20 protein-coding genes, 1 tRNA gene and 1 pseudogene are annotated in these 26335 nt (G+C 40.6%); 15 read left to right on the forward strand and 7 right to left on the reverse strand.

Annotation, left to right across the window (positions count from 1 at the left end; genetic code table 11):
* Positions 1-362 precede the first annotated feature (362 nt).
* The 3 genes from CDG79_RS21790 to CDG79_RS21800 all read left to right on the forward strand — a co-directional run bounded on the left by CDG79_RS21790 (position 363) and on the right by CDG79_RS21800 (position 5080).
* Positions 363-2015, forward strand: coding sequence for a Ppx/GppA phosphatase family protein (locus CDG79_RS21790; protein ID WP_094343989.1), 1653 nt, complete (start codon positions 363-365; stop codon positions 2013-2015).
* A gap of 679 nt (positions 2016-2694) precedes the next feature.
* Positions 2695-3762 (forward strand): DMT family transporter, encoded by a 1068-nt coding sequence (locus CDG79_RS21795; RefSeq protein WP_094343990.1) that lies wholly within the window; start codon positions 2695-2697, stop codon positions 3760-3762.
* Between the two features lie 163 nt (positions 3763-3925).
* Complete coding sequence (locus CDG79_RS21800; RefSeq protein ID WP_094343991.1) at positions 3926-5080, forward strand: peptidoglycan-binding protein; 1155 nt, start codon at positions 3926-3928, stop codon at positions 5078-5080.
* Positions 5081-5223: 143 nt separating this feature from the next.
* On the opposite strand, the gene CDG79_RS21805 is transcribed toward CDG79_RS21800, so the two are convergent.
* Positions 5224-5679, reverse strand: coding sequence for a DUF2141 domain-containing protein (locus tag CDG79_RS21805; RefSeq protein WP_094343992.1), 456 nt, complete (start codon positions 5677-5679; stop codon positions 5224-5226).
* A gap of 649 nt (positions 5680-6328) precedes the next feature.
* Between CDG79_RS21805 and CDG79_RS21815 the strand changes: the two genes are divergently transcribed.
* The 6 genes from CDG79_RS21815 to CDG79_RS21840 all read left to right on the forward strand — a co-directional run bounded on the left by CDG79_RS21815 (position 6329) and on the right by CDG79_RS21840 (position 11833).
* Positions 6329-6814 (forward strand): glutathione peroxidase, encoded by a 486-nt coding sequence (locus tag CDG79_RS21815; protein ID WP_094343994.1) that lies wholly within the window; start codon positions 6329-6331, stop codon positions 6812-6814.
* Between the two features lie 131 nt (positions 6815-6945).
* Positions 6946-7767, forward strand: coding sequence for an SDR family oxidoreductase (locus CDG79_RS21820; protein ID WP_094343995.1), 822 nt, complete (start codon positions 6946-6948; stop codon positions 7765-7767).
* A gap of 21 nt (positions 7768-7788) precedes the next feature.
* Complete coding sequence (locus CDG79_RS21825) at positions 7789-8739, forward strand: alpha/beta fold hydrolase (RefSeq protein ID WP_094343996.1); 951 nt, start codon at positions 7789-7791, stop codon at positions 8737-8739.
* Between the two features lie 77 nt (positions 8740-8816).
* Complete coding sequence (locus CDG79_RS21830) at positions 8817-9551, forward strand: glutathione peroxidase (RefSeq protein ID WP_094343997.1); 735 nt, start codon at positions 8817-8819, stop codon at positions 9549-9551.
* A gap of 236 nt (positions 9552-9787) precedes the next feature.
* Positions 9788-11029, forward strand: a complete 1242-nt coding sequence (locus tag CDG79_RS21835) for a hypothetical protein (protein ID WP_094343998.1) — start codon at positions 9788-9790, stop codon at positions 11027-11029.
* A 36-nt stretch (positions 11030-11065) separates the two neighbouring features.
* Positions 11066-11833, forward strand: a complete 768-nt coding sequence (locus CDG79_RS21840) for a phosphatase PAP2 family protein (protein WP_094343999.1) — start codon at positions 11066-11068, stop codon at positions 11831-11833.
* A gap of 195 nt (positions 11834-12028) precedes the next feature.
* Here the strand turns inward: CDG79_RS21840 and CDG79_RS21845 are convergent, their stop codons facing one another.
* Positions 12029-12301, reverse strand: coding sequence for a hypothetical protein (locus CDG79_RS21845; RefSeq protein ID WP_189525079.1), 273 nt, complete (start codon positions 12299-12301; stop codon positions 12029-12031).
* Between the two features lie 611 nt (positions 12302-12912).
* On the opposite strand from CDG79_RS21845, the gene CDG79_RS21850 reads away from it, so the two are divergent.
* Positions 12913-13374, forward strand: coding sequence for a hypothetical protein (locus tag CDG79_RS21850; RefSeq protein ID WP_094344001.1), 462 nt, complete (start codon positions 12913-12915; stop codon positions 13372-13374).
* Between the two features lie 220 nt (positions 13375-13594).
* Here CDG79_RS21850 and CDG79_RS21855 read toward each other — a convergent pair whose 3' ends face one another.
* Entirely contained in the window at positions 13595-14398 is an 804-nt protein-coding gene (locus CDG79_RS21855; RefSeq protein ID WP_094344002.1) for a prohibitin family protein, read from the reverse strand.
* Positions 14399-14965: 567 nt separating this feature from the next.
* Between CDG79_RS21855 and CDG79_RS21860 the strand changes: the two genes are divergently transcribed.
* A tRNA-Ser gene (locus tag CDG79_RS21860) sits at positions 14966-15050 on the forward strand.
* A 114-nt stretch (positions 15051-15164) separates the two neighbouring features.
* On the opposite strand, the gene CDG79_RS21865 is transcribed toward CDG79_RS21860, so the two are convergent.
* Both CDG79_RS21865 and CDG79_RS21870 read right to left on the reverse strand, forming a co-directional pair.
* The gene (locus tag CDG79_RS21865) at positions 15165-16763 is read right to left on the reverse strand and encodes a serine/threonine protein kinase (protein ID WP_094344003.1); all 1599 of its coding nucleotides are present in this window, start codon (positions 16761-16763) and stop codon (positions 15165-15167) included.
* 274 nt (positions 16764-17037) lie between these two features.
* Positions 17038-19203 (reverse strand): BamA/OMP85 family outer membrane protein, encoded by a 2166-nt coding sequence (locus tag CDG79_RS21870; RefSeq protein ID WP_094344004.1) that lies wholly within the window; start codon positions 19201-19203, stop codon positions 17038-17040.
* 232 nt (positions 19204-19435) lie between these two features.
* Here CDG79_RS21870 and CDG79_RS21875 point away from each other — a divergent pair, with 232 nt between their 5' ends.
* Positions 19436-20800, forward strand: a complete 1365-nt coding sequence (locus tag CDG79_RS21875) for a lipid-A-disaccharide synthase-related protein (RefSeq protein WP_094344005.1) — start codon at positions 19436-19438, stop codon at positions 20798-20800.
* Positions 20801-20844: 44 nt separating this feature from the next.
* On the opposite strand, the gene CDG79_RS21880 is transcribed toward CDG79_RS21875, so the two are convergent.
* The gene (locus tag CDG79_RS21880) at positions 20845-21567 is read right to left on the reverse strand and encodes a response regulator transcription factor (protein ID WP_094330507.1); all 723 of its coding nucleotides are present in this window, start codon (positions 21565-21567) and stop codon (positions 20845-20847) included.
* Positions 21568-22472: 905 nt separating this feature from the next.
* Here CDG79_RS21880 and CDG79_RS21885 point away from each other — a divergent pair.
* From CDG79_RS21885 to CDG79_RS21895, 3 genes and pseudogenes are all read left to right on the forward strand, one after another.
* A pseudogene (locus CDG79_RS21885) lies at positions 22473-22875 on the forward strand (response regulator).
* Positions 22876-22987: 112 nt separating this feature from the next.
* Entirely contained in the window at positions 22988-24301 is a 1314-nt protein-coding gene (locus CDG79_RS21890) for an ATP-binding response regulator (protein ID WP_094344006.1), read from the forward strand.
* A 34-nt stretch (positions 24302-24335) separates the two neighbouring features.
* Positions 24336-25463: a hybrid sensor histidine kinase/response regulator gene (locus tag CDG79_RS21895; RefSeq protein WP_094344007.1), complete on the forward strand. Its 1128-nt coding sequence runs from the start codon at positions 24336-24338 to the stop codon at positions 25461-25463.
* A 36-nt stretch (positions 25464-25499) separates the two neighbouring features.
* Here the strand turns inward: CDG79_RS21895 and CDG79_RS21900 are convergent, their stop codons facing one another.
* Entirely contained in the window at positions 25500-26309 is an 810-nt protein-coding gene (locus tag CDG79_RS21900; RefSeq protein ID WP_094344008.1) for a DUF3598 family protein, read from the reverse strand.
* Positions 26310-26335: the final 26 nt, after the last annotated feature.

The raw sequence follows: 26335 nt of genomic DNA on the forward strand, positions 1-26335 counted from the left end.
ATTCTCATTCTCTTCCTTGTGTCCTTTATCCTTCCCATTACCCATTCCCAATGCCTAGTTCATACATCTTTACATCTATAGAATAACGTTATTTGTTATTTGTAAAAACATCATCTAAAGTGGCAACTTTAAATATCTTTAAACAGTCACTAGCGTTAGGAGCATTAGGGTGAATATACTTACCTCAGTTGCCCTCAACGAAACTGAGTTGCGAGTGCTGAGTATTTTTACTCAATACGGGCTAAACCCCCGCTACCGCTAACAGCACTTAGTCAGAGTAAGTGAGTTTTAATTAATATCAGTGCCAGCTACTCCGACATACCACCGTTTGCCATCATTTCTTAATAGAGAGAGAAAACTAGATGCAGAATTTAGTTTCGGCTAGCTGGGAGAGTGTTCCAACTCAACCACCTAAGCAAGATCGGATTATTGCTGCCATTGACTTGGGAACAAATTCTCTACACATGGTAGTAGTCAAAATTGACCCCACGCTACCAGCCTTCAGCATTATCGCCAAAGAAAAAGAAACCGTCAGACTTGGCGATCGCAATCTTACCACTGGAGAACTCAAACCAGAGATCGTTAAAAAGGCGATCGCTGCTTTAGGACGCTTCCAAGAAGTTGCCAAAACCATCAACACTGAAACAATCATTGCTGTGGCAACTAGTGCCGTGCGCGAAGCCCCCAATGGTAAAGATTTTTTGCACAGAGTAGAAAAGGAGTTGGGTTTAAGCGTTAACTTGATTTCTGGTCAAGAAGAAGCGCGACGAATCTACCTTGGCGTGCTGTCGGGGATGGAATTTCACAACCAACCCCATATCATTGTTGATATTGGCGGTGGTTCCACAGAATTAATTTTGGGCGATAGTCACCAAGCACGCACTCTCACCAGTACCAAAGTCGGAGCAGTGCGACTCACTAGCGAGTTAATCACCACCGATCCCATCAGCAACACCGAGTTTCAGTATCTGCAAGCATACGCACGCGGTATGTTAGAACGTTCCGTGGATGAGGTATTAGCAAATTTCCAGATTGAGGAATCTCCCCGTTTGGTGGGTACATCTGGCACGATTGAAACCCTGGCGATGATTCATGCACGAGAAAATTTAGGTGTTATTCCTTCCACTCTCAATGGCTACCAGTTTAGTCTTAAAGACTTGCAAGAGTTGGTAAATCGCTTGCGGAAACTGAGTAATTCAGAAAAGATTGAGATTCCTGGTATGCCAGATAAGCGGTCTGAAGTTATACTTGCTGGTGCAGTAATATTACAGGAAGCAATGACCCTTTTGGGTAGTGAATCCATCACAGTTTGTGAGCGTTCTCTGAGGGAAGGCGTAATCGTAGACTGGATGTTAGCCCACGGTTTAATTGAAGATAAGCTCCGCTACCAAAGTTCAGTTCGGGAGCGGAATGTTTTAAAAATTGCTAATAAATACCACGTCAATTTAGAATATAGCGATCGCGTCGCCAAATTTGCCGAGAGTTTATTTGACCAAACTCAAGGTACGTTACATCACTGGGGATCTGACGAGCGACAACTGTTGTGGACAGCCGCAATATTACACAATTGCGGGCATTATGTCAGTCACTCGTCTCATCACAAGCACTCTTACTATTTAATTCGCAATGGTGAATTACTTGGTTATACAGAAACCGAGATTGAAATCATAGCCAATTTAGCCCGTTATCATCGCAAATCGCCACCCAAGAAAAAACATGAAATTTACCAGAGTATGCTGACTAAAGAGCAATGCCAAATGGTTAGTCAATTGAGTGCCATTCTGAGATTAGCAGTGGCATTAGACAGACGACAAATTGGTGCGATCGCTCAAGTGCAATGTGAGTATTATCAACAACTTCAGCAGGTAAACCTGCTGATTTTTCCATCTCAACCTGATGATGACTGCGCTTTAGAACTTTGGAGCTTAGATTATAAAAAAGGAGTATTTGAGGAAGAATTTGGAGTAAAACTAGTAGCTAGTTTAGAAAAGTCTAGCGTTGCTAACTTGTTTTAGAAAGTAGAGTGCGTTAGCCTAGTGTAACGCACATTTTACAAAAAAAAGATTATTCATCTCAAGATAATTTCAAAATTAAAATAGACCTCATATCTAATTTTGGCATACTGCTTAAGGTTCAATTTATAAACTGTCCTAAGAAGCATTTAAAAATAAAGACTAGTAATTAGAATAGAGTTAACAATCTATTTCATATAGGTTATGTTGCTATTGGATACTTGAGCCGGGAAAACTTAGGTATCCTTATCTAAAATTTCAATAAAGCAGTTAAGACTGCTTGCTTTTCTGCACTAAATCGCTCCAATCGCAGAGAAGCAAGGGCGTTGCTTATGTGACAAAAGTTTTAGGAACTTGTGCGACACACATATAGCAATCCTAAATCATTTGTGAGAGAGAGAATCGCTGAAAAGCCTATAAATAAGTATTTTTTATATCCGTATTTTCTCACGTTTCAATTCGGATTGCTATATAAGAAAGAAAAAGAAGGAAAAATACTGAACTGTATTGCATTTTATCTATTCTTATTTTGCATAACAACTGCGTTAAAAATATTCAACCTCCTGTAATCTGAGTATTCTTTCCTTATCTTTGCGAGGCTACGCGATCGCAAAACTACATAATTCGGTAAAATTGGGTAAAGCGATTTTTGTGCTTGTTAAACAAAGGCATCAGCAAACCCATGCAACTGAAACTCAGTGCATCTCGATTTCCCTTCGCCCCCCTTTTGTTAATTGCCCCCTTTTTCCTATGGGGGACGGCAATGGTAGCCATGAAAGGAGTGATACCCCACACCACACCCCTATTCATGGCAGGTGTGCGTTTGATACCAGCTGGAGTGTTAATTTTAATAGCAGCAGCATTTATGGGTAAACCGCAGCCCAAGGGTTGGGCTGCATGGCTGTGGATTGCCTTATTTGCTCTAGTAGATGGAACGCTGTTTCAAGGCTTCTTGGCAGAGGGATTAGTCAGAACCAGTGCGGGGTTAGGGTCTGTGATGATTGACTCGCAACCCTTGGCTGTTGCTTTGCTGTCGTTGTGGCTATTCCAAGAACACATTGGTTTTTGGGGATGGCTGGGTCTAGGCTTGGGAGTCACAGGTATTAGTTTAATTGGTTTGCCTGATGAGTTGATTTTACATTTTCTCGACTCAGGCGTAAATATTACAATTGGCAACTGGCAAGATTTGTTTGCTAGCGGCGAGTGGTTGATGCTATTAGCAGCGCTATCGATGGCAGTGGGAACAGTATTGATTCGATTTGTATGCCGACATGCTGACCCAGTAACAGCTACAGGATGGCACATGATTTTGGGTGGATTGCCACTATGGGGAATTTCATCAGTTGTTGAATCTCAGCAGTGGGAGAATCTGGGAGCATCTGATTTAGTTGCTTTGGGTTATGCTACCGTGTTTGGCAGTGCGATCGCCTACGGATTATTTTTCTACTTTGCCTCTAGTGGCAATCTCACCAGTCTTAGTTCCCTCACCTTCCTCACACCGATATTTGCCCTACTGTTCGGCAATATCTTCCTTTCAGAAGTCCTCAGTCCGTTGCAATGGGTAGGTGTTTTCCTGACTTTAATCAGCATCTATCTGATTAACCAACGCGATACTTTAGCAGCGCGAAACGACACAGTTACTGTCGGCGAAATAGCTAATATACAGCAACCCGTTTTAGAAGCATCTGCTAAAAAATTAAGCCCCATAACTCTAGCAGTCAGAGAATCTGAACCAGAAATTTTGCCATAAATAATAGTTAAAGGGGAGGTATAGCAGGGAGCAAGGGTAATAAGGGGAATAATACATAGCCCATCCCCAATCTCCAATAAAAAATAACAGTTAACATTTGGACATCTTGAAGGTATTGTGGTATCGAAGACTTCAAAAGCACGTTCAGGCTGAAACTTTCAATATGAGGCTATGCCGTCCCTCAATTCTGATATTTACCTGTTTTTCTTGCGTGGGTTTTTACCCAAATCGCGCAAGTACAGCCACACCTAAGCTAGCACCTGAAATTTTAGAACTTGCACAAGCTAGTTCGACAGTTCCTGCTAGTCCGTCTGTTTTGAGATATGGTAGTCGAAAATCAGATGTGCAGAGATTACAAACCCAATTAAAGCAGTTGGGATACTACAGTGGACTGATAGATGGACAGTACAACGCCACTACAGAAATCGCTGTAGCTAAATTCCAGAAAGTAAAGGGTTTAAAAGTAGATGGCCTTGCGGGTCTGACAACTAGAGAGAAACTGCAAGCAGCCTTAGCTGCCAAAAATCAGATTGTCACCTCTCCAATTATTGCCTCTCCAATTGTCACCTCTCCTGTTTCAACTTCCAAACCAACTACAACACCCAAAGCAACCGAAAGAGGTTTTGTCTGGTGGTTGATATTTGCCATTGGCATTGTAGGAAGTATTGGCGCACTTGTTTACCTACTGAGGTGGTTTCGTCAGGTCAAACAAGTGCAATCAGAAATATCAAATGCTAAAAGTTTGAGTGAAGCTAACAAAACAACGATGATACCACCCCCACCAGAGGTTGTAACTAATTCAAAAATAGCTACGCCACCACTTCCTTCACAATTACTGCTACCAGAAAAAACTTCCCGGCTTGCTAAACTCAATATTGTTGACGAATTAATTCAAGACTTACGCAGTCCTGACCCAAAGAAGCGGCGCAAGGCTATCTGGGATTTGGGTCAGCAGGGAGATTCGCGGGCAATTCAGCCTATAGTTGACCTGATGATTGATGCTGATTCTCAAGAAAGCAGCTTGATTTTGGCAGCTTTGGCAGAAATTGGCATCCGCACACTCAAACCGATGAATCGTGCTTTAGCAATCTCAATCCAAGATGAAAGTCCACAAGTACGGCAAAATGCAATCCGTGATTTGACACGCGTTTATGACATGATGGGTCAAATGACTCAGATGTTGCGCCATGCGTTAGACGACCCAGATGCCGAAGTGCAAGCAACAGCAAGATATGCTTTAACTCAGATGAATCGAATGCGTGGTTTGCCGGAACAACAAGGTTTACCGGAAGATTCACACAAAGATTTACAAGAATAGAGTTAAGATTCATTCTATTTGAGATTTTTCCTTCAATGGAAATTTCAAAATCTAAAATTGGCAGATTCAGGAGGAAAGCAGGTTTTATATGTGGTTTTGAGTTCTATTTGGTCTACTGAACCAAGTTTAAATCTGCTGTCAGGCTAAAAATATTTCAAGCGGATTTGGATATTAGTTTCCGGGCCTGCTACTAAAAATGCTGCTTCGCTAAATTTGGGCGCACCTGTGCGAATTTCTGGATTTCTGGAAAATCCAAAACCTTCTTTTGGTATACCAAAAACATTGGTGTTAAGAATGCGGTCATTATTTTGATCGTGGAAGACAGCAACGGCGTAACTACCTGCTTTCAAGTTCTCAAAGGTAATGGGTAAAGGAGTGGCATTAATCTTGATACACTGCTTTTGTAAGCTGCGATTGCGATCGCTAGGAAATCCTTCACTGCTAGCAAATATACTGGCACACACTTGTCCCTGTTTATTCTTCAAGCCATCAATTTCTACGGTGAGTTTGCCGTTAAAATTTGCCTTGGCGCTAAATGACCATGCCAGATTTCCTATAACTGCCAATAGCAGCATACTAACTCTCAATCCTTTAACCATAAAATTTTTATCTGGTAAAAAAAGTTTTCAGTTTCATTGCGATCGCACAGATTAATCGTCACATTATTCGGTCAATACTCACAATTATCCTGCGTACTTTGTCTAAGTAAGTTTAGAGTAAATTATTATATATTATTTTTAATTTTTTATACAAAAAGTTAATGATTTGTCAAGCTAGGCTGAAGACCTATAATTCTCTTTATTCTGTAATTCACAATTTATCTCTGCAACAAGATAATGTATAAAAAACAATGCGTATTTACCAGATCCATCCTGAGATAGCAGATGGCCGAGCTATTTATAGAAGTGCTGTATCACTCCGATGAACCTATCCCACTAATAATATTTGTGCTATGAAGCTTAAGCTTGTTGAGAACTGAAAACGAAAAATCAAGGTTTTCAAGGACATTTTAGAAAAAGAAGTAGGGATTTTGAGAATAGTGGGATACTCGCGGGTAAATTCAAAGGCGATCGCTATCTTACAGTGTCTTTCAAGTAATTGAACTACACTACTCCCCATTCCCCATCTCACCTGAGTTAAACAGAATCGTCGTAGTAAACAATAAAACCTAATTTCCTTAAACAAACCGGGTTTAGAGTACCTGTAATATGGGAGACTTGGCAATATTCCCTATAAATCAGATTCAAGATGAGTAACACAATTTTAGATATCGCAGTCAAGACCATCAACGGCGAGGATAAACAATTAAGCAACTACACCGGAAAAGTACTATTAATTGTAAATGTGGCTTCCTACTGCGGTTATACTTCTCAATACGAGGGGCTAGAAAAGTTGAACCAAAAGTATGGCGAAGCAGGATTAAGTATTTTGGGGTTCCCATGTAACGATTTTGGAGCGCAGGAACCAGGAAGTAATGAAGAGATTGTGCAGTTTTGCACGAGTAAATATGGTGTTACCTTTGAACTATTCGATAAAGTCCATGCTAAAGGCTCGCAGCAGCATCCACTTTATGAGCGACTTACCAAAGCCGTTGAGCCAACGGGAGCTGTTGCTTGGAACTTTGAAAAGTTTTTAGTTAATAAGCAAGGTGAAGTGATAGCTAGATTTAATAGTAGTGTCCAGCCAAATTCACCAGAAATAATTACCATAATTGAGAAAGAACTAGCAAAATAGTCATTAGTCATTAATGAAAATTTTTGTACTATTGACTGTTAGCTCTGGACGGTTAAATTTATTTACGCCCAGTCCCTTAATTGAGAATAGTCTCTCAAGCAGCAATTTAATTTATTTGTGTCTAATTTGTCATGAACGTTGCAATCATTGGTTGTGGTTATGTTGGTTATCAAGTTGCTCAATATTGGCAGCAAAAAATGAATTTTGTTGTCAGTGCAACCACAACTTCCCCTGAGCGTGTCTCTGCACTACAATCAGTCTCTCAAAGAGTTGTCGTTACCTGCGGGAATGACCTAAATAGTCTAAAATCAGTTTTACACAATCAAGATGTTGTACTTTTGAGTGTTGCTGCAAAAGGTGCGGAAGTTTACGAAGAAACTTATCTACAAACTGCCCAAAATTTAGTTTCATCTTTGCAGCAGATTAAAAGTGTAAAACAATTAATATATACAGGGAGTTATGCAGTCTATGGTGACAGAAATGGTGTATGGGTAGATGAAGAAACACCTCTTGCACCCCCTAATTTAAATGCCCAAATTCTCCGAAAAACAGAAGATGTGTTACTATCAGCATCTAACGAAAATCTCCGCGTTTGTATCTTCCGCGTAGGAGGAATTTATGGCCCTGGTAGAGAACTGTTGAAAATATTTAGTAAATATTCTGGTACAACCCGTACTGGCGGTGAGGATATTACGAATTGGATTCACTTGGATGATATTGTTGCGGCGATAGAATTTGCCCGTAACCGTCGTTTACAAGGAATTTATAATCTGGTAGATGATGCACATCTCACCAGCCGAGAATTGCTAGATAGCCTATTTGAAAAACATAATTTACCCAAAGTTATATGGGATACTTCTATTAAGAATACTCGCCCATATAATGCTTGGGTATCGAATGAAAAGCTGAAAGAGGCTGGATACCAGTTAATTCATCCACAGATGATTTTTTAGCAAGTATTAGAACTAGGAACTATGCAACCATCTGCTGTAAATAACACACCCAACTTGAAAGCATCTCCTAGCCAATTTTACACTTGGCAGAATTATCGTTGTGCCTACGAAGTTCTTCAACCAAATAACACAACATCTGAGGGTATTCCCTTAGTGTTAATTCATCCTATTGGTGTAGGATTGTCGCGGCAATTTTGGCAGCGTTTTTGTCGTGAATGGTATAATTCAGGTCAGCGTAATTCAATTTATAACCCCGATTTACTAGGATGTGGCGAGAGTGATATGCCTCATCTGGCTTATACTCCTAGTGATTGGGCAGAACAGTTGCAGTACTTTTTACAAACAGTAGTGCAAAAACCTGTCATTGTAGTTGTACAAGGTGCTTTATTACCAGTTGCGTTGGCTTTGCCCGCCGCAGGCATCGCATTAATCCAAAAGCAATCAAACTTAATTGCTAAACTTGTACTTTCTGGGCCCCCACCGTGGGCTTTGATGACAAACAAACCACCAGAATGGCAGCAAAAATTTCTTTGGAATGTGTTAGATTCCCCTTTTGGGAGTGCTTTTTATCGCTATGCACGCACTCCAAAGTTTTTACGTTCTTTCTCGACTCGTCAACTTTTTGCTTCTGATAATGCTGTAGATGCAGAGTGGTTGAACACATTGCTTGCAGGTGCAGAAAATCCTGCTAGTCGCCATGCAGTATTTTCTTTTTTAGCAGGGTTTTGGCGGCAGGATTATACTACCTCTATTGCCTCTATTCAGCAACCAACATTAGCAGTTATGGGAGAAACTGCATCGAGTATTAGCCAAAAAAGTAAAAAAGAAACACCAGACAAACGCTTGGCTGACTACCTCGCCTGTTTACCTCAAGGTCGAGGTATAAAAATAAATGGGCGTAATGTTTTACCCTATGAATCAGCTGCTGAATTCGTAGCAGCGATCGCTCCATTTATTAATGGAGTTTCTTAGCTAATTCTGTAGTTACATCATACCACTCTTCCCATGCTAGGTTATGACTGGAATTGATTACTTCAGGAAGCAAGAACATGGCAACGAATCGCAAAGGACAAAGAGTTCCCAATGTAACTTTTCATACTCGCAAAGACAACCAGTGGGTGGATGTGACAACCGATGAATTATTTGCTAATAAGACAGTGGTTGTCTTCTCCTTACCGGGTGCTTATACTCCGACTTGTTCATCAACTCATCTCCCTGGCTATAACGAGTTGGCTGGGGTTCTCAAAGAAAATGGTGTCGATGACATTATCTGCATTTCTGTCAATGATGCTTTTGTCATGAACGAATGGGCAAAGGATCAAGAAGCAGAAAATATTACACTAATTCCCGATGGTAATGGTGAATTTACTGAAGGCATGGGTATGCTGGTAGATAAATCAGACTTGGGTTTTGGTAAGCGATCGTGGCGTTATTCTATGCTGGTGAGAGATGGTGTAATTAACCAGATGTTTATTGAACCAGAGGAGCCAGGAGATCCCTTTAAGGTGTCTGATGCTGAAACAATGCTCAGATACATCAACCCCCAAGCCGTAAAGCCCGAATTAGTTTCTCTGTTTGCGAAGGTGGGTTGTCCCTTCTGTGCGCGTGCTAAGGCGATGCTCAAGGAACATAGCATTAACTACGAAGAAATTACCTTGGGTAAGGATATCACCACACGCTCATTACGAGCAGTTACAGGGGCGACAACAGTTCCCCAAGTGTTTATCGATGGTAAATTAATTGGTGGTTCTGAGGCATTAGAAGCCTACTTCGCTGCTAAATAGTTTTCACTAGGGACGCACAGATGTGCGTCCCCATAACGCGTTCAAAGATTGCTCTTCTGTTTTGAAGTTTAGTAACGGCGATCGCGTTCCAAGTCATAAATCACTTTCTCCAAATACCATTTATCCGATTGACCTTGGTGCCTCTGCTGCTGCTGTTTGAGTAGTCGTTCGGCTGTCGTCACATCACCGTTAACTAAAACAAGTAAACGTTATCTTCTAATTATTTAAAAGAGAATATGTTTGCCAGAATTCGCCTAATTTTAAGTCAATTTTTTAGTAAATCAAGGACAATCAACAATGAACCACTAAATAAAGTGAGTTTAATTGTCATTATTGTAATTGATATTTTTATTTTAATTAATGTTTTTACCGGACTCGATGATATTAGCAGATGGCATCTCAGTCCGAATGAGGCTTATCCATGTTATTCGGAGTGGCAAAGTTATCGGACAAAAATCACTCAAGATAAAAATTATGAAATTGTTAGACTTTCATTGCCATATAGCCCAAACAATCAACTAAGTTTTCAGCAAAACTATCAACAACCCGAAGTAGGACATCTGGGTAATGTTTCTAAAACGTGCTTGCGATATGCCGACTATAAAGATAAGATTAACAATCCTGAAAAGCAGCAAATAGTCAAAAATATCGATCGAGAACAAGCGAAAATTAGTGCGTTAGAACAAGCCAATAGCACTATTAAATCCCAATATGACTCAACATTATTAGAAAAAATTGCAGGTCAGGGTCGCGAACAATCAATTAATCAAGTCGGTGCTGAAAAAGCTAAACAGGTATTAGAACAAAATAATCGTCAAATTTCTACCCTAAAACAAGAAATTTATTCTCTTAAAAATGAACTGCTTGCCAAACCAGAAAGCATTAGTTTTATAGCCTTTCTCAAAGATGACAATCAATTCCGGGAAGTTGACAAAGGCTATCAGCAGGCATCATTTTGGTATCCAAGTATCCAGCTTGCTTTTCAGTCACTCTTTCTGCTACCTTTGATTATCATTGCGTTATCAGTTCACAAATTTGCTCAAGTAAGAGGATATGGACTCGTATCGCTAATTAGCTGGCATTTGCTTGTCATCTTTTTTATACCACTAATTGTTAAAATATTTGAGTTTCTGCAAATAGGTGCAATATTTAAATTTTTATTTGATATTATTAGCGCCCTTTTTGGTGGTTTGCTTTTCCTGATAAATTATGTTTATATCTTGCTGATTCCAATTATTGGTTTTGGAATTATCCAGTTTTTTCAAAAATTTGTCTTTAATGTTAAAGTCCAGGCAGCTAGCAGAGTTCAAAAATCACGCTGTGTAAATTGCGCTAAGAAAATTCGACAGGTTGATACTTACTGTCCGCACTGTGGCTATTATCAGTACATTGAATGCCAAAACTGTCATAATATTACTTATAAACATTTGTCGTACTGTAAACATTGTGGAACTTCTCAAGATTCCAGTAATTTGTAATCAGTAAAGTAGTTAATCGGTATTTTTAACTTAGATATGGAAAAAGTAGAAAATGCTAATCAAGAGAGTCAGTCACCACTTTCTTTTCTGACAAATCTGTTGATTGCTCGTTGGCGATCGCTCTTACTCCTGTCGATCGGAGTATATTTACCTTTGCAGGTCTTTGAAATTCTGACAGTGAAGATATGGGAGAATCAAGCAGGCTTACCGTGGGATGTGCCTATTCTCTTAGCAGTTCATTCTACAGCCAACCCACAGTTAGATGTTTTAGCAGTGACGCTGGCTACAATCGGGTTGCCTTGGACGGCGATGCCGATTTTGGGTGCGATCGCACTTATATTAGTACTACAAAAACGCTGGCGATCGCTAGCTTATTTACTCACCGCCTCAGTGGGAAGCGTCATCATCAGCCGCACAGCAAAGGAATTAATGCATCGAGTGCGCCCCCAATTGTGGCAGTCTATTGCGCCTGAGTCTAGTTTTGCATTTCCTAGCGCTCATGCCATGACGAGTATAACTTTGGTAGGAATTTTACTATTCTTAACTTGGGCTAGCTCCTGGCGCTGGTTGGTTCTCATCTTCGGTAGTTTATACATCATAGCTATTGCGTGGTGTCGTCTCTATCTGGGGGTACATTTTCCTAGTGACATTCTCGCAGGTTGGATGGTTGCATTAGGTTGGACAATTGGTGTAAGTCTAATTATCAAACCGTATAAAACTACAGCCAAATCCGTAGATAGCGATCGCCCCAAGGATGAAACTACCTTACTGCCTGAAGAAAGAAAGTTGATAACTAAGGAGTAATATTATTTCTGCTGAAAGGATTTTATATCCTCCTAAATCCCCCTGAAAATGTGTGACTTTGATTCTGTTGTTCCACTTTTTAAGAGGGATTACGGAGGATTAATCAATTCCTAAGATTACAAGCAAATGTTTTTCAAACAACCTCTTCACTCAAAAGCCATTTAAATTCAGCCATAAATAAACTTCTTAGACTTATTACGAACCTTGCAAAAGGCCATTAATTGAACTTATACTCTGTTTGATTTGTTCTGTCAGAGAAGTTCTTAATAAATCAATGGTTTCGGCTGAAAAATTGAGTAATCCCAAAGCATAGAATAAGCTTGAAATACCAATAAACAAAGCTAATAGTCTCCCAAAGCAACCGGGATTAATTTCCACAAAGCCTAACTTAGATTGTCCGATAACGGCAATTGTTATAAAAACAATTCCTGCTATTAAAAATGTGATATTTGGAGTTAAATCTGTCATTTGCCGATTAAGATGCCTCAATATTTATATTCTAACTATTATTAGTTTAAATTTCTGCCCTGACTATATACAAAAAAAATTGTTGCTCAACATCCACCCTACCCTAATGAGAATCTGACTATTGCAGTATCGGTGTTGGATATCACAGTATGCTATAATTTATGAATATATCTTCTAATTTTTAAACCTATTGGGCGGAAGATAGCACAATTGTGTATAAATCGTTCTATTTAGCTCAGATATTGAAAAACAAACCTAGATTCTGCAACAAGCGAACTGACTCATATACCTTTGTAGAACTAGCCCCTTCAATGTGACTGCCAAAATCTCTGCTTTCCTCTCTGCGTTCTCTGCGCCTCTGCGGTTTAAAAGTAATTTATTGAACCATTCCAGACGCAGAGAAAAGATGAATTATTGTCCAAAAATTTTACCCACCTTGAAAGGGCTACTTGCATCTGATTTAAACCTCAATTTGGCTTTTTACTATTTTGCTGAAACCATGTGTTGGTAAAAGTTTTAGCATCAAAAAGTCCAAGTTTTATTCCTTTTGTAGTAGACTTTAGTTTAGTTTATATATTAAAATACACTAAGCCGATAGGAATAGTGGTTTTATGGAAAGCGTCCAAAACGTCAGTCAAGAATTGAATGTAACAGGAGAAACAGTCCTAGAGGAGTTACAACAGTCTACTCCAAAAGAGTTCAAAAAAGATATTTTCAAAAAAATCCGAGGTGGATTTTTTCTGGTACTGGGATATTTATTGTCACCACTATGTTGGTGGAATGACCTACTATTCAATCTGCCAATAGCTTATGGTTTTGGGTATGCATGTAGTTTACTTTCCCCAAAATTACTTCTACCTTGTTCAATTATAGGATACTGGCTCTCTAATATTGTGGGAATTCTCTTGATGCAATTCGGTTCTAAGGACATTTTTCAAAAAGAACCTCAAGAGCATAACCTCAAAAAAGAATTATTTACTGGTCTAATTTCTTCAACAGCTTATACCCTGCTGATTATACTATTGATCCAGTTGAAGATTCTCGATTCTCCAATTTTATTCTCCAACAGTTAATTTAGTCGAGCGAATTTCTACAGAAAAAAAAATACCCGAATTATTCAAGAATTCGGGTATTTTAACCTTTGGATAGAGAGCAAACTATTTAATTAAGTAGGCAGACACAAATAAATATAACTATGTAACGAAAAGTAAAAGCGGTGAAAACCTTGTGATTGCTTCACTCCACTTCGTTGCGTTCGCAATGACATAGTTATAAATTTTCTCACCCACCTACTTAGTCAAATTTCAAAAGTTCACTTAAATTCAACAATTTTGGAGCATCCTTACTTACAATTAATGGCAGCTTACCATTCCATTTTTCTATTGCTTGCCTTTGCAGGATTGGTGGAGTTAAACCATCACGTAATAATCTGTGCGCCTCCGCCTCACCTTTGGCTAAATTAACTTTTGCCTCAGCCTCTTTTGTTGCTTTCAGCGCGATAAACTCTGCTCGTTTTGCTTCTTGTTCAGCAATCTGCTTCGCCTCCACCGCCTCACCAAACCGTTCTGAAAAATGGACATGAACTAGAGAAATATCATCAACTGCAACGTGATAGCCACTCAGTTGTGTAGATAATGCATCATCTACTCCGCCTTTGACTTCTCCTCGTTTAGTAATAATTTCTTCAGCAGTATACTTTGCCATGATTGCTTTTAGTACTTCTTCAACTGCTGGGTTAATAATCCGCATAACTACAGCTTGTTCATCTCCAATTTCTTGAAAAATGACATTTGCTTCCTGGGGAATAATATGCCAATTGAGAGCTACATCGGCGAAAACATTTTGTAAATCTTTAGAAGAAGCCTCAGCCGAAATTTCCTGTTTTTGGACTCGAATGCTCAACTTTTTTACAGTATTGACTACAGGAATAATTAAGTGAAGTCCTTCTCCTAATATCTGGTTTTGTACTTCACCAAATTTCATCAATACACCACGTTCGCCTGCATTTACAATCACACAAGGTGTGAGAAAGAGAGTTATCAGGAATAAAAGAGCAGTCAGTTTACCGGCACTGTTAAAAGTTGTATTTTTTATCATCTGTGTGAAACATGTATGCGTCTTGCATAGAGACACATATTTAGGAGTTGTAAGCTTCTTCCCGTCATGCTCTTATAACTTTGGCTCTAAGTCAATTTTTATCTCACTTTAGACAAGGTAAGCTGATGTGCATCTAAATTGTATAGTACGAAAACGTAAAATTATTGTAGTGCGGGCATCTTGCCCGCATCGCATATACAAATTAAATACGCAACAGCTTAACAAACGCTCATTACCAATAAGTAGCAAGTTCCTGAATGAACCAGCGTACAGGCATATAGGTAAGTCACAAATCTGTAATTGACTACCCTAACTTGGAGATAGTGAAGGTTTGGGTAGCTTTATATTTACCTAAATTACTGTAATGATATCGAAAAGCAGTAGTATTTGAAAAGGTAAAGGTAGTTCTCGCAGGAGAGACTGCTAAAGGGAGAGCGCGAAAATCTGGACTGAAGCGATCGCCTGATTGAGAGTAATGTTATAGTACTGTAGGCAATGCACTAAGATTTCCCTCAATTCACGACATTTGAATATAGAGATAGATATTCAAATGTGTGGAAAGTACCTGGAGAGGTGTCCGAGCGGTTCATGGTGACGCACTCGAAATGCGTTTTGGGGAAACCCAACGGGGGTTCGAATCCCCCCCTCTCCGTTGAAAAATATTCCTTTCGGAGTAAGACCGGTTTGTTTTTCTTTATGAGTGCCTTTTTACTTTTGCCTTGTTCGGTGAGATTAATTTTAGATTAAAGACAAAATCTAAAATTGACTAATTATTATCATCTTGTAGCTTTTCCTGCAATTTGCGATCGCTCTGCGGTTGATTATCAGTCTGTGAATTTTGCTTTTCCAGTGTTGGTACTACCACAGCAGAAGGATCTGACTGTTTGGATTGTGTGGGTGGTGTTGTTGGTATAACCACAGAATTTGGCGGAATCACCGGTTGAGGGGAAGCCGAATTCTGATTAGAAGTGGGTAAGTTCTTTTGTGGCAATGGTGCGGGCGAAGCACTCCGAGATGACCTGATTGCCCGTAATTTCTCCACTAGCGAGGGTGTGGGGGAAACGTTAGGTGATGGTGCAGATTGCTCCAAATCGCTGCGTTGTGATTCTTGTGTAGGGCTGCTGGGAGTTTCTTGGGGGGAAGAACGGCGATTACGCCGCCGCTTGGAATTATAAACAGGTGTTGATTCGGTTGTTGAAGTGGCGTTAGTCTCTTTCCCATTCTCGGAGTTAGGTACTTTCGCATCTGGTTCTTGAGTTGGCTGTTCAAAAAGCGGCTTTGTGGTTGGCTGCGGCTGAGATTTCGGTAAGATGCTAGTGATGCCAAAACCTGCCGTAGCAGCAACCAGGGCTACACCGATAGCAATCAATATTGATGAGCCAGGTTTTTTAGTCAGTACATTTTCCTTGGCGATACCTGGGTTGGGCTGCGCCAACACAGATGGTTTATGAATACCATTTTGGGCAGTTTTCCCCAGCAAAGTTGCAGCTTGTTGGGCAGATAAATTGACAGTTGGGACTGCATAAGTTGCTAAGGCTTGCGCTGACAGATTCGCCTCATTTCCAGGTAACAGTTGTAACCATTCAGCAACTGTCGCTGGGCGAAAACGAGACTCCACCGCCATTCCGCGCATTACTGCTTGGTTGAGAGCAGCACTCAAGTGTGGTTGCAGTTCGCGGGGAGAAGGCATTTGTTCGCGATCGCGCAATAATGCTGGCATCGGAACTTGGGCTGTCAACAGTGCATACAAGGTTGCGGCTAAACCATAAACATCGGTGGCGGGTGTGCGCGGCGCTTGCGTCAAATACTGCTCAATTGGAGAATAGCCTTCAGAAACTAGACCGGTGTGAGTCTGCCGGACACTGCCATTAAATTCCCTGGCAATGCCAAAATCAATTAGTACTACTTCCTCTGTTCCAAGGCGTTGGATAATATTATCTGGTTTGACATCTCGGTGTAGCAAACCATTATTATGTACTACCTGCAAAGCTGCCCCAATTTGCCGGATGTAATGAATTGCTGTAGCTTCAGGTAAGGTTATTCCTGGTAATACAAATGCGTCTCCCAAGGTTTCGCCACGAATGTATTCCATCACCATGTAAGGCAATCCGGCTTCCACAAAAAAGTCACTGACTCGGACTATATTTGGGTGGATACACGTAGCTAATCGTCTGGCTTCATCTTGGAATTGGCGCTCAAACTTCGCAAAATCAGGATGTTGTCGCAGCCGTTCATTGATGGTTTTCATCACCACCTCCTGACCCAAGTAGTGATGGGTAGCTTTAAACGTAATGCCAAAGCCACCCCGCCCTATTTCTTGAATTAGGGTATATTTTCCATCCTGCAAAATTGTGCCTGCTAACATAAAGAGTCCTGATTCCTGAGTGAGCAGATAAGTAGCGATTCCTGAGTCTTGAGAGATTCCCAAAAAATTTTTATATAGGGCAGGGTTTCCGCCTGTCTATTTTACGGGATGATTTAGTTGTTGGAACTCTCAAAGTGAGAAAGACCTCCCCGCGATCGCAAGAGTTCTATCTTTTTCAGATGATAACGCGAGAGTCAATAAATCCTGAACTAGGAAACAGGCTCAAAACCGACAGTTTTAACTAATGTTTTTTGAGTTTTTCTGATAAATCCGGTTAAAATCGCTGACCTATACCTAAATGCACTTTGCTTTCTCCCTGGTCATTAATGCCATAATCAGCCCGAATTAAGCCTAGTGGTGAATTTAAGCGCACTCCAGCCCCATAACCAAAACCATACCCTGGTTTGCCTCGTACACCCGCAGGATCTCCTAATACAGTATCACCTGAGCCTAAGTCAGAAGCAAAGTCGGCAAATAATACACCCCCGACGATTGGTAAAACGGGAAAACGATATTCTGCGGAAGCTAATACATAACTGCGACCACTTCCAACATCGCCTGAATCGTAACCGCGCACTGAATTGGAACCACCCAAGTTAAAGGTTTCGTAGGGTGGTAAATTTCCAAGGACGGTACCAGCTTGCAGATTCACAGCAAATACTTGTGGCTGTTTGGTGTTAAATAATTGGACTGGTAAATATTGGCTGTAATTGGCTTTAAGGCGATTTAGGGAAATATTCCCTTGACCGATGGGTATAGATTGTTCTGTACTCAAACTCAAAACGGAACCTTGAGTTGGATTGAGGGGATTATCCCGTTGGTCTTTGGTGGCGGTGAAAGATACGGTAGTTAGGTCGTCAATACCTGTTCCACTTGCGGAGAGGGGATTACCTTGAGCATCAGTTGGGGTAATATTACCTTGGCGATCGCGAATACTAGTTCGAGTATAGTTTAATCCTAGTGAGGTATTCCAGTCGTCGATTGGTCGCTGTAAGCTGACACTTCCACCAATTTTACCTTCCCGCACTGTGTCGCCATTAGCTAGCTTAATGCTGTCATCAAAGGTTTCCGAAAGTTCTCGATTCCGAAAACCATTTATAGTGTACCCCAAGCGATCGGGGTTTGTTGTCCGATAGGGGCTGACAAATTTGCTATTAAACTGCAAGTCTCGGCTACTTACACCAACATTCAAGCCTAAAGTATCATTAATCCCGCCGACATTCCGATCTTGATAGCTGATTGTACCTATCAAACCCTGGTCGGCATTATAACTCCCACCCAAGTTAACGCCACGCGCCCCAGTTTCTTTAAGTTGATAGACTAAATCAAGTTTTGTCGCATCTCCTTCTAAGGCGACATTCACAGTTTCAAATAAACCAGTCTGATATAACTGTTGGATATCTTGTTTAACTACATTTTGTTGGAAAATTTGACCAGGTTTTAGTTTGAGTTGCTGTTGCAGAAAATCTGGTTTGGTGCGTCCTGCGACGGGATTACCCTTGCTATCAACGGTTTTACCCTCGTCGTTGACAAAACGAAATTTGATCTCACTCACCAAGCCTTCAGCAACATTCACAGTGAGAATGCCTTGAGAACTGGGTTTAATTGATAGCACTCGTGCTAAGTTGTAACCATTGTCGGCGTACCACTTATTAATTTGTGCTACTGCTTGCTGGAGTCCAGCCGGACTGATGGTGGTTCCAATCTGGGATTGCAACTGTTGTTGGGCTACTTGGTAGGTAAGGACTTTCGCACCAGATAATTGCAGCGATGCCTGCGGCGGGCTGCGCCAACGCACAATCACCGGTTGCACTTGATAAACTACATTTAATCCAGCCTGTGTGCTAAAGCTATTCACACTGACATTCCTAAATAAACCTGTATCCAAAATTGCCGCTACATCTTTTTGTAGTTGGCTTTGACTGGTTTCTCCACCAGCCTGAGTTTTAATGACTTTACGAATGATATCCTGCAATTCTTGATTTGCTCCCACTACCTGGACATCTGTAGCTGTAACTACTAAAGTGTTTTCAGTCGCAGGGGTTTTGGGGGATGGGGAGGGAGTGGGAGAAAAAGGGAGTGGTACGGAAGAATTTCCCTTGTCTACTTTGTTTTCAGCAAGCGGCTTGAGAGTTGGTTTGGCTGTAGGGGAGGCGGAGGATATAGGGAGGATGACTGCTGAGTTTAAGATTACTGGGGAATTTTTGCTTGCACCTGTTTTTACAGTGATGGGATTTTGAGAAAATTGTTGTGCAACTATAGTTTCTGGGGAAGCAATTGTCTCTATGCGTGGGGGAGTGTCTTCAATTATTGGTACTACCAAGTTACCAGCTTTTGCCGTTGGAGTAACAGTTTTAGTAGATGCAGCCGTTGCTTGCTGAGTGACATTGGCAGCAGCTAAAGTAGCTAAAGTAAAAATTGCAGTAGCAGAAACTCGCATAATATTTAACCTAATTAACTGGGAGTTATATCAATTTTGGATTTTAGATTTTGGATTAAAATACTTGACTAAAAAGCAGGTCTTAAGAATTTTAAACAATACATCCTTTCCGAATTTGCTGTTAGTTGTAGAAAAGTAAAGAAATAGCGATAATACTAACTTCCAGCTTCTTCGCCGATTTTCCTTTATACCTCTTACCCAAACAGACAGTTAATTTTGATATTTTGTTTCTATGAATAATGCATCTCGCTTATCTTTAGCTTCTAACTCCCAAACTGCAACTTCTCCTTTACGGTTACTTGTATTAAGTAATGGTCATGGAGAAGATATGATTGCTGTTCGGATTTTGCAAGAACTCCAACGACAATCAAACCCACCAGAGATATTTGCTTTACCTCTGGTGGGTGAAGGACGTGCTTACGAACAGTTAGATATCCCCTTTATCGGTTCAGTACTGACTATGCCTTCTGGCGGCTTTATTTATATGGATGGCCGCCAATTAGCGCGGGATGTCCGCGGTGGTTTATTACAACTTACTCTCAGCCAGATAAAATCTGTCCGCCGATGGGTGAGTTCTCAAAAAAAATTAGGTTATAAAAGAGCAATTTTAGCTGTGGGAGATATTGTCCCCCTGCTATTTGCAACTTTTAGTGGCGCTAATTATGCTTTTGTGGGTACGGCAAAATCTGAATATTATGTGCGGGATGAAGCTGGATTGTTACCACGTAAATCTAAAGACGCACGTTGGGAAAACTTTTCTGGTTCAGTTTACCATCCTTGGGAACGTTGGTTAATGAGTCGTCGCCGTTGTCAGGCGGTGTTCCCTAGAGATGCACTGACGACCGAAACATTAAAACAATGGCCAATTCCCGCTTTTGATTTGGGTAATCCCATGATGGATGGTCTGGAACCAACGTTTTCACGCCAACAATTTTATAGCGAGAATGCCCAACAGCAAGAAAGAGTCCGACCTTTTGTAGTGACTCTTCTGCCTGGTTCCCGTCCGCCAGAGGCATATACTAACTGGGAAATAATTATGATTGCCGTATCTGCGTTGATGGCGAGTTTCCAAGAGCGAGGTTCAATCTTTTATACTTCTAGCACAGTAGTATTTTTAGGTGCGATCGCTCCTGGTTTAGACTCTAATATTTTATCCCAAAGCGTGCAATCCCAAGGCTGGCAAATTCAATCAGCATGTCCAATCAAACTTCCCGATCCAAACATCTTGACATTTAAGCAAAGAAATGCTTATCTTTTGCTGACACAAAAAGCTTATAATGATTGCTTGCATTTGGGAGATTTAGCGATCGCAATGGCAGGTACAGCCACAGAACAGTTTATCGGTTTGGGGAAACCTGCGATCGCTTTTCCCGGTAATGGCCCACAATATAATCCCGCCTTTGCTGAAGCTCAAAGTCGCCTTTTAGGCTCATCTTTGATTTTAATTGAGCAGCCGGCAGAAGTAGCGAAAGTTGTCCAGTCTCTATTCAAAGATCCTGATATTTTGCAGATTATTGCCGAAAATGGTGAGCGACGCATGGGAAAATCGGGAGCAGCACGAAGGATTGCTGATTGCTTGCAAGAACGATTGGGTTGAAGGGCTATTTAGTAGTTAATCTCCCAGTCTCTAATCAGCACTCCTCATGCTACCAACCCAGAACGTAAGGCCCTTACAGCAGCTTGGGTACGGTCATCAGCACATAATTTATTTAGAATATTACGAACATGAGTCTTGACAGTACCAACTGTAATATAGAGTTTCTCGGCAATTTGACCATTGCTACATCCAGCTACAATCAACTCTAGAATTTCCAATTCCCGTTGAGTTAGGGGATATGTTTCCAAAACTTGCTCGTATTCTGATGCCAGCGCCTCAATTTTTACAGTCTTCGGCTTGTCAGAACCTTGGCTTTCTCCAGGAATACCTTGCCGCATCTTCCGCAATACCACATTGGCAATTGCCGGATCGATCCAAGAGTTACCGCCGTGAGTTGCTTGAATCGCTTCCGTTAATTTACTGATGCTTGTTTCTTTCATGTAATAAGAATCAGCACCCGCCGCGAAAGCTGCAAGTACAGCATCCTCTGTATGATCCATCGTCAGGATCAGAATCTTTGTTGACGTTTGCCCGCTTTCAGCTTGCTGGCGTTTGAATTTACGGGTTAGTTCAATGCCATCCATATCAGGTAAACCGATGTCTACAACAGCCACATCTGGCTTTGCCGTTTCCAAAAGTTTTAACCCTTGAGTAGCATTTGCTGCTTCGCCAATTACTTTCAAAGCGCTGTGAGACTGTAATGCAGCCCGTAGCCCCATTCGCGTTAAGTCATGATCTTCAATTAAAATAATGCTAATTTCATTCATAGTTACACTCGCTCTGACGCTGTTTGCATCTTTCAAAATATTACCTTTTGTAAGTTGCTATCTATTATTTTCCCAAACTCAAGATAGATGATCTTTAAACCAGTCTGCATCCATCGGTAGAAATAATAAATTTCCTATTTTTGAATATTTAGATAGAAGACATATCTAGCTGAAGATATATAGATACTTGGATAAAAAGTATGAAATATTGAGACGAATGCCAAACTTATCCCCCCTTGTTCAAAATTCAGCTTTCAGTTGCCATGTTTTATTAGTTAATTACTATTATCTTCTCTAAAGCTTTGAAAAAGCTTAGGAAAATAGACAATTTACAACGGGTCAAAGTTTACTTACAAAAAGATGAACAAAGTTTCGAGGGGTTTTGAACCAATCCTTTAGATTCATCGGCTTGATGGAGCTAATGGGCATCCTTACTTATACAAGGGAATCAGACGGCGTTCAAATTTGATCGAGGTCTTGGTAATTTTCCGAACAGTGGGAGACTGCGATCGCCAGGAGAATAATAACACAGGACTCGCGATCGCTCAGAAAATGGTCGAAACTCCAGGAGGGAGGATTACTTAAAATTCACAAAGCAGTTTTATCTGAATCTAACCAATCTAATGGTTAAAACTGTTCAAGCTTATGGTACACGATAATGGTCTGCAACTCTCACCAATGGGTGACGACGGTCGCTAGCTCACTCATTTACAATTGTTTTAAGCTGAGTAAAGTATTTTATTTTACTTTAATCGCCTCTATCCGTTGTCTTCAGAGCAAAAGTTTTCGGTTTGTTAATTGCTAACTTTTTTGGTAGCCATTGGTCATTTGCGAGGAGTTTAATTTCAATACTCTGGTAAATTAACCAGATTGAGGATACAACAGACTGAATTTAACCCAAGGAAATGCCCGAAAGAGTGATTAACAGACTACTAGTGGAGGACAAAGAAGTTGATGTGATGAATGTCAAGCAGACATTCAAGAAAGTTAATATTATTAACCCGGCTCACCTTTTATATTGCGCGGCGATCGCAGACAGCCTCCGAAAGTTACCGTCGAGCAACACTTGGTTTTGCGAAAAGATTTGAAGATGCCAAAGACGGGCGGTATCGAATTTCCCCAAGAATTAGTTTCTGACCCGCAATTGAGAGCAACTCCTGTAGTTGTGATGACTGTCTCAAATCAAGTTCAATAGCGAGTGAAAGCTGGAAACTAAAATCTAGCTGGATATGTCTTGAAGCCTTTAACCTTTCCGTCAAGATAATAGCAGCACCCCACAAGTATTGGATATTGTGCAAAATGCCTTAGTCAATCAAGTTACAGATTTTAGATGTCCGAAAATCTTATATTCTTTAGTTGGATAATCTGAAAAGGGAAATGATATACATCAATATCTATCTGGCGGCAAAAATAAAAACCGATGGAAGAGACACTGAAAATCTTGGTTGTAGATGATGACGAAGTAGACAGGATGGCAGTCCGTAGCGCTCTCATTGAAGCAGGTGTTCAAATGGAACTTTCTGAAGTCAGTGATAGCAATGATGCATTTTCTGCCTTAAGCACTACTGCTTATGATTGTGTTTTCCTCGATTATCGCTTACCACTCCAGGATGGACTAACCTTGATTCAACAGCTACGTTATTCGGAAATTCAAGTTCCTTTAGTAGTTTTAACTGGTCAAGGAGATGAACAAATTACTGTGGAATTAATCAAAGCTGGTGCTACAGACTATCTTTCTAAATCTAGGATATCCCCAGAAAACTTGGCACAGGTTTTGAGGAGTGCGATTCGGATTTATCGGGCTGAAATGCAAGCAACTTTGGCAAAAGAGGAACTCATTCGTAAGAACCAGGAATTGGAGAGACAACAGCAACATATTCAAATGCAAAACTTCAAGCTATTGGAGACATCGCGGTTAAAATCACATTTTTTGGCAACGATGTCTCACGAACTCAGAACGCCGATGAACGCGATTATTGGTTTTTCGCAAATACTGCTGCGTCCTAAATTCGCTCAACTAACTCACCAGCAAGCAGATATGGTTGAGCGCATCTTGAATAATGGGAAGCATTTACTGATGCTACTCAATGAAGTTCTCGACTTTTCCAAGCTGGAGGTAGGACGATTAGACTTGAAGGCGGAAATATTTGATGTATCAAAGATCGTAAATCAAGCTGTAAGTGAAATGCGTTCGCTAGCTGATGCCAAAAATATCTCATTGTTAGTGCAAAATGATTTGCAAAATCCTTCGGTATTTAACGATCCTGTGCGGATAAAACAAATTTTAATTAATCTGCTTTCCAACGCCATTAAGTTTACAGAGTCTGGTGAGATTTGGGTTGAGGTTAAGGAACTACCAGAAAATAGAGTAGCAATTATTGTTCGGGATACAGGGATTGGCATCGCATCCAGAGATTTTAAACGTATTTTTGAAGCATTTCGACAAGTCGATCAAACTATCACTCGCAAATATCAAGGTACAGGACTGGGTTTAGCAATTGTAGATTCACTGGTACGAATGATGGGCGGCAAAATTTTTCTTGAGAGCAAAGTGGGCATGGGTTCAATATTTAAAATTGAATTGCCGCGTCAAATCACATTAACGAATGTAGCCGCCAATCCCCCAAATTCACAGTTAGATGATGAGGGAAATTTTTACTCTCCTAAAAATCCCCATCAGTCATCTTCTGAAGCCAGGGAAGCACCAATAGGATATCCTAAATTTAAAATATAAATTACTTCCAAAAAATAATAAAAGTTGATTAATCATGTCTTTAGTTGAAAATAATAAAATTTATCGTATCCTCGCAGTTGACGACATTCGAGATAATCTTATTTTGGTTCAAACAATTTTAGAAAGTGAGGGGTATGAAATTGATTTGGCTTCAGATGGAATAAAAGCTTTGCGGCAAGTTGAACAATCTCCACCCGATCTGATTCTGTTAGATGTGATGATGCCGGGGATAGATGGTTATGAAGTCACCCGTCGGATTCGGCAGAACCCCGCACTCTCTTATATTCCAATTCTGCTGATTACTGCCTTTCACGAATCCAGCGTTGTCGAAGGTTTAGATGCTGGTGCTGATGATTTTATTCGCAAACCATTTGATACTGATGAACTATTGGCAAGGGTGCGATCGCTCTTACGTCTCAAGCAGAGTCTCGACGAACAACAAAAAATGGCCCGCCAACGAGAAGACTTTGTTTCCCGTCTGACTCATGATTTGCGAACTCCCCTAGTAGCAGCAGATCGCATGTTGAATTTGTTTGAGATGGAAACATTCTGCAAAATTTCGCCGGAAATGAAACAAGCGATCGCAGTTATGATTCGCAGTAACCAAAATTTGATGGAAATGGTAAACACTCTGTTAGAAGTCTATCGCTTTGAAGCAGGTAAAAAAACGTTGAATTGGGAGGAATGCGATTTACGTGAGATATCTCAAGAAGTAGTCGGCGAACTAAGTCCTCTAACTAGCGAAAGAGGTTTAACTCTAACAATAGACACTAGTAAAATAGAATCACTCGGTAAAAATGCTGTTGTTATTATGGGCGATCGCTTGGAATTACGGCGAGTGCTAAATAATTTGATCGCAAATGCCATCAAATTTACAGATACAGGAGGCATAACAATCCGCATTTTTGAAACATCACCTGATTCAGGAAATCAAGATTCGGTAACGATTGAGGTACAAGATACAGGATATGGGATTGCGCCCGAAGATCGGGCAACAATTTTCGAGCGATTTCGCCAAGGCAAACATAAACGCTCAGGTAGTGGTTTAGGACTACATCTATCCCAGCGGATTGTAGAAGGGCACGCAGGAACTATCCATGTCGCCTCTGAACTAGGCAAAGGTACTTTGTTCACTGTGCAACTACCTAAGAACATTTCTTGAAGGAGACAGTTTTTGCTGGAGGTCTATAAAAGTTTTTTACAATTTTTCTTCAGTAACTAACGTCAAACTAACCCATTCGCCTTTCTCGTTATAGCTGCGAATCATCCTCTGGCGCAGGTTTGGCTGGATTAACCAACCCGCTTCCAAGAATAAGGGTTGACGTAACTGCACCTTGAGGGGAGAAGTTGCAGAAGCGCCATCAGGTAACAATAATACTTGTACCTGCTTTTCTGGATCTTGGTCAAAGAGAACGATGGAACCTTTGATGGTAGCAGTTGAGGTAATTGTACGTTCCCCAAAAGAAGTACTTTGAATTAACCGCCCAGCATCATCAAGTTGTATTTTCAGAGTTGTAGAGTAAATATTAGGCGATCGCAAATCTCGATAGATTGTCACTGCTTGACCTTGCCATTCTCCCAATAAATCATTTATCTCCAAGGGTGGACGTTCTGCTGCTGGAGTTCCGGCTAAATGTTCTCGAATAAGAGTTAGTCCATTTAGATGACCGTTTTTATCAAACAGTTGCACCAAACGTAAGCGGCGATTTTCACGAACAAAAGCGAGTTCTCCACCGAATTCGGAAAATGGCCCTAGCTGAATTAAACCTTCAGAAAATGAACCATTTTCAAAAAATAGCAGACCTCCTCCTACAGAACTAAATTCTCTGATTACATCATTCTTTCCCGAACGACTTAGAGTTAGGCGGACTGTCTGGTTATTGTTCAAACTCTCCAGCGAAAGACGACTAGAAGTATCGTTCAGAAGCGTACCTTGGGGAGAAAAATTGGTAAATGAACCTTCCCATATACCGAGATTTTGCAGAAAACATTCCCATTGTGATTTCATAACTATTTTGTCCTTTGTCATTGGTC

Source organism: Nostoc sp. 'Peltigera membranacea cyanobiont' 232 (assembly GCF_002245985.1).
GTDB lineage: Bacteria > Cyanobacteriota > Cyanobacteriia > Cyanobacteriales > Nostocaceae > Nostoc.

What these genes read in the sequence shown, in the direction of transcription:
- CDG79_RS21830 (WP_094343997.1), top strand. Translation starts at nt 8,817, where the DNA reads ATGGCAACGAATCGCAAAGGACAAAGAGTTCCCAATGTAACTTTTCAT.
- CDG79_RS21895 (WP_094344007.1), top strand. Translation starts at nt 24,336, where the DNA reads ATGTCTTTAGTTGAAAATAATAAAATTTATCGTATCCTCGCAGTTGAC.
- CDG79_RS21855 (WP_094344002.1), bottom strand. Translation starts at nt 14,398, where the DNA reads ATGATAAAAAATACAACTTTTAACAGTGCCGGTAAACTGACTGCTCTT.
- CDG79_RS21790 (WP_094343989.1), top strand. Translation starts at nt 363, where the DNA reads ATGCAGAATTTAGTTTCGGCTAGCTGGGAGAGTGTTCCAACTCAACCA.
- CDG79_RS21805 (WP_094343992.1), bottom strand. Translation starts at nt 5,679, where the DNA reads ATGGTTAAAGGATTGAGAGTTAGTATGCTGCTATTGGCAGTTATAGGA.
- CDG79_RS21890 (WP_094344006.1), top strand. Translation starts at nt 22,988, where the DNA reads ATGGAAGAGACACTGAAAATCTTGGTTGTAGATGATGACGAAGTAGAC.
- CDG79_RS21900 (WP_094344008.1), bottom strand. Translation starts at nt 26,309, where the DNA reads ATGAAATCACAATGGGAATGTTTTCTGCAAAATCTCGGTATATGGGAA.
- CDG79_RS21850 (WP_094344001.1), top strand. Translation starts at nt 12,913, where the DNA reads ATGGAAAGCGTCCAAAACGTCAGTCAAGAATTGAATGTAACAGGAGAA.
- CDG79_RS21800 (WP_094343991.1), top strand. Translation starts at nt 3,926, where the DNA reads ATGAGGCTATGCCGTCCCTCAATTCTGATATTTACCTGTTTTTCTTGC.
- CDG79_RS21795 (WP_094343990.1), top strand. Translation starts at nt 2,695, where the DNA reads ATGCAACTGAAACTCAGTGCATCTCGATTTCCCTTCGCCCCCCTTTTG.
- CDG79_RS21870 (WP_094344004.1), bottom strand. Translation starts at nt 19,203, where the DNA reads ATGCGAGTTTCTGCTACTGCAATTTTTACTTTAGCTACTTTAGCTGCT.
- CDG79_RS21840 (WP_094343999.1), top strand. Translation starts at nt 11,066, where the DNA reads ATGGAAAAAGTAGAAAATGCTAATCAAGAGAGTCAGTCACCACTTTCT.
- CDG79_RS21835 (WP_094343998.1), top strand. Translation starts at nt 9,788, where the DNA reads ATGTTTGCCAGAATTCGCCTAATTTTAAGTCAATTTTTTAGTAAATCA.
- CDG79_RS21875 (WP_094344005.1), top strand. Translation starts at nt 19,436, where the DNA reads ATGAATAATGCATCTCGCTTATCTTTAGCTTCTAACTCCCAAACTGCA.
- CDG79_RS21865 (WP_094344003.1), bottom strand. Translation starts at nt 16,763, where the DNA reads ATGTTAGCAGGCACAATTTTGCAGGATGGAAAATATACCCTAATTCAA.
- CDG79_RS21820 (WP_094343995.1), top strand. Translation starts at nt 6,946, where the DNA reads ATGAACGTTGCAATCATTGGTTGTGGTTATGTTGGTTATCAAGTTGCT.
- CDG79_RS21845 (WP_189525079.1), bottom strand. Translation starts at nt 12,301, where the DNA reads ATGACAGATTTAACTCCAAATATCACATTTTTAATAGCAGGAATTGTT.
- CDG79_RS21825 (WP_094343996.1), top strand. Translation starts at nt 7,789, where the DNA reads ATGCAACCATCTGCTGTAAATAACACACCCAACTTGAAAGCATCTCCT.
- CDG79_RS21880 (WP_094330507.1), bottom strand. Translation starts at nt 21,567, where the DNA reads ATGAATGAAATTAGCATTATTTTAATTGAAGATCATGACTTAACGCGA.
- CDG79_RS21815 (WP_094343994.1), top strand. Translation starts at nt 6,329, where the DNA reads ATGAGTAACACAATTTTAGATATCGCAGTCAAGACCATCAACGGCGAG.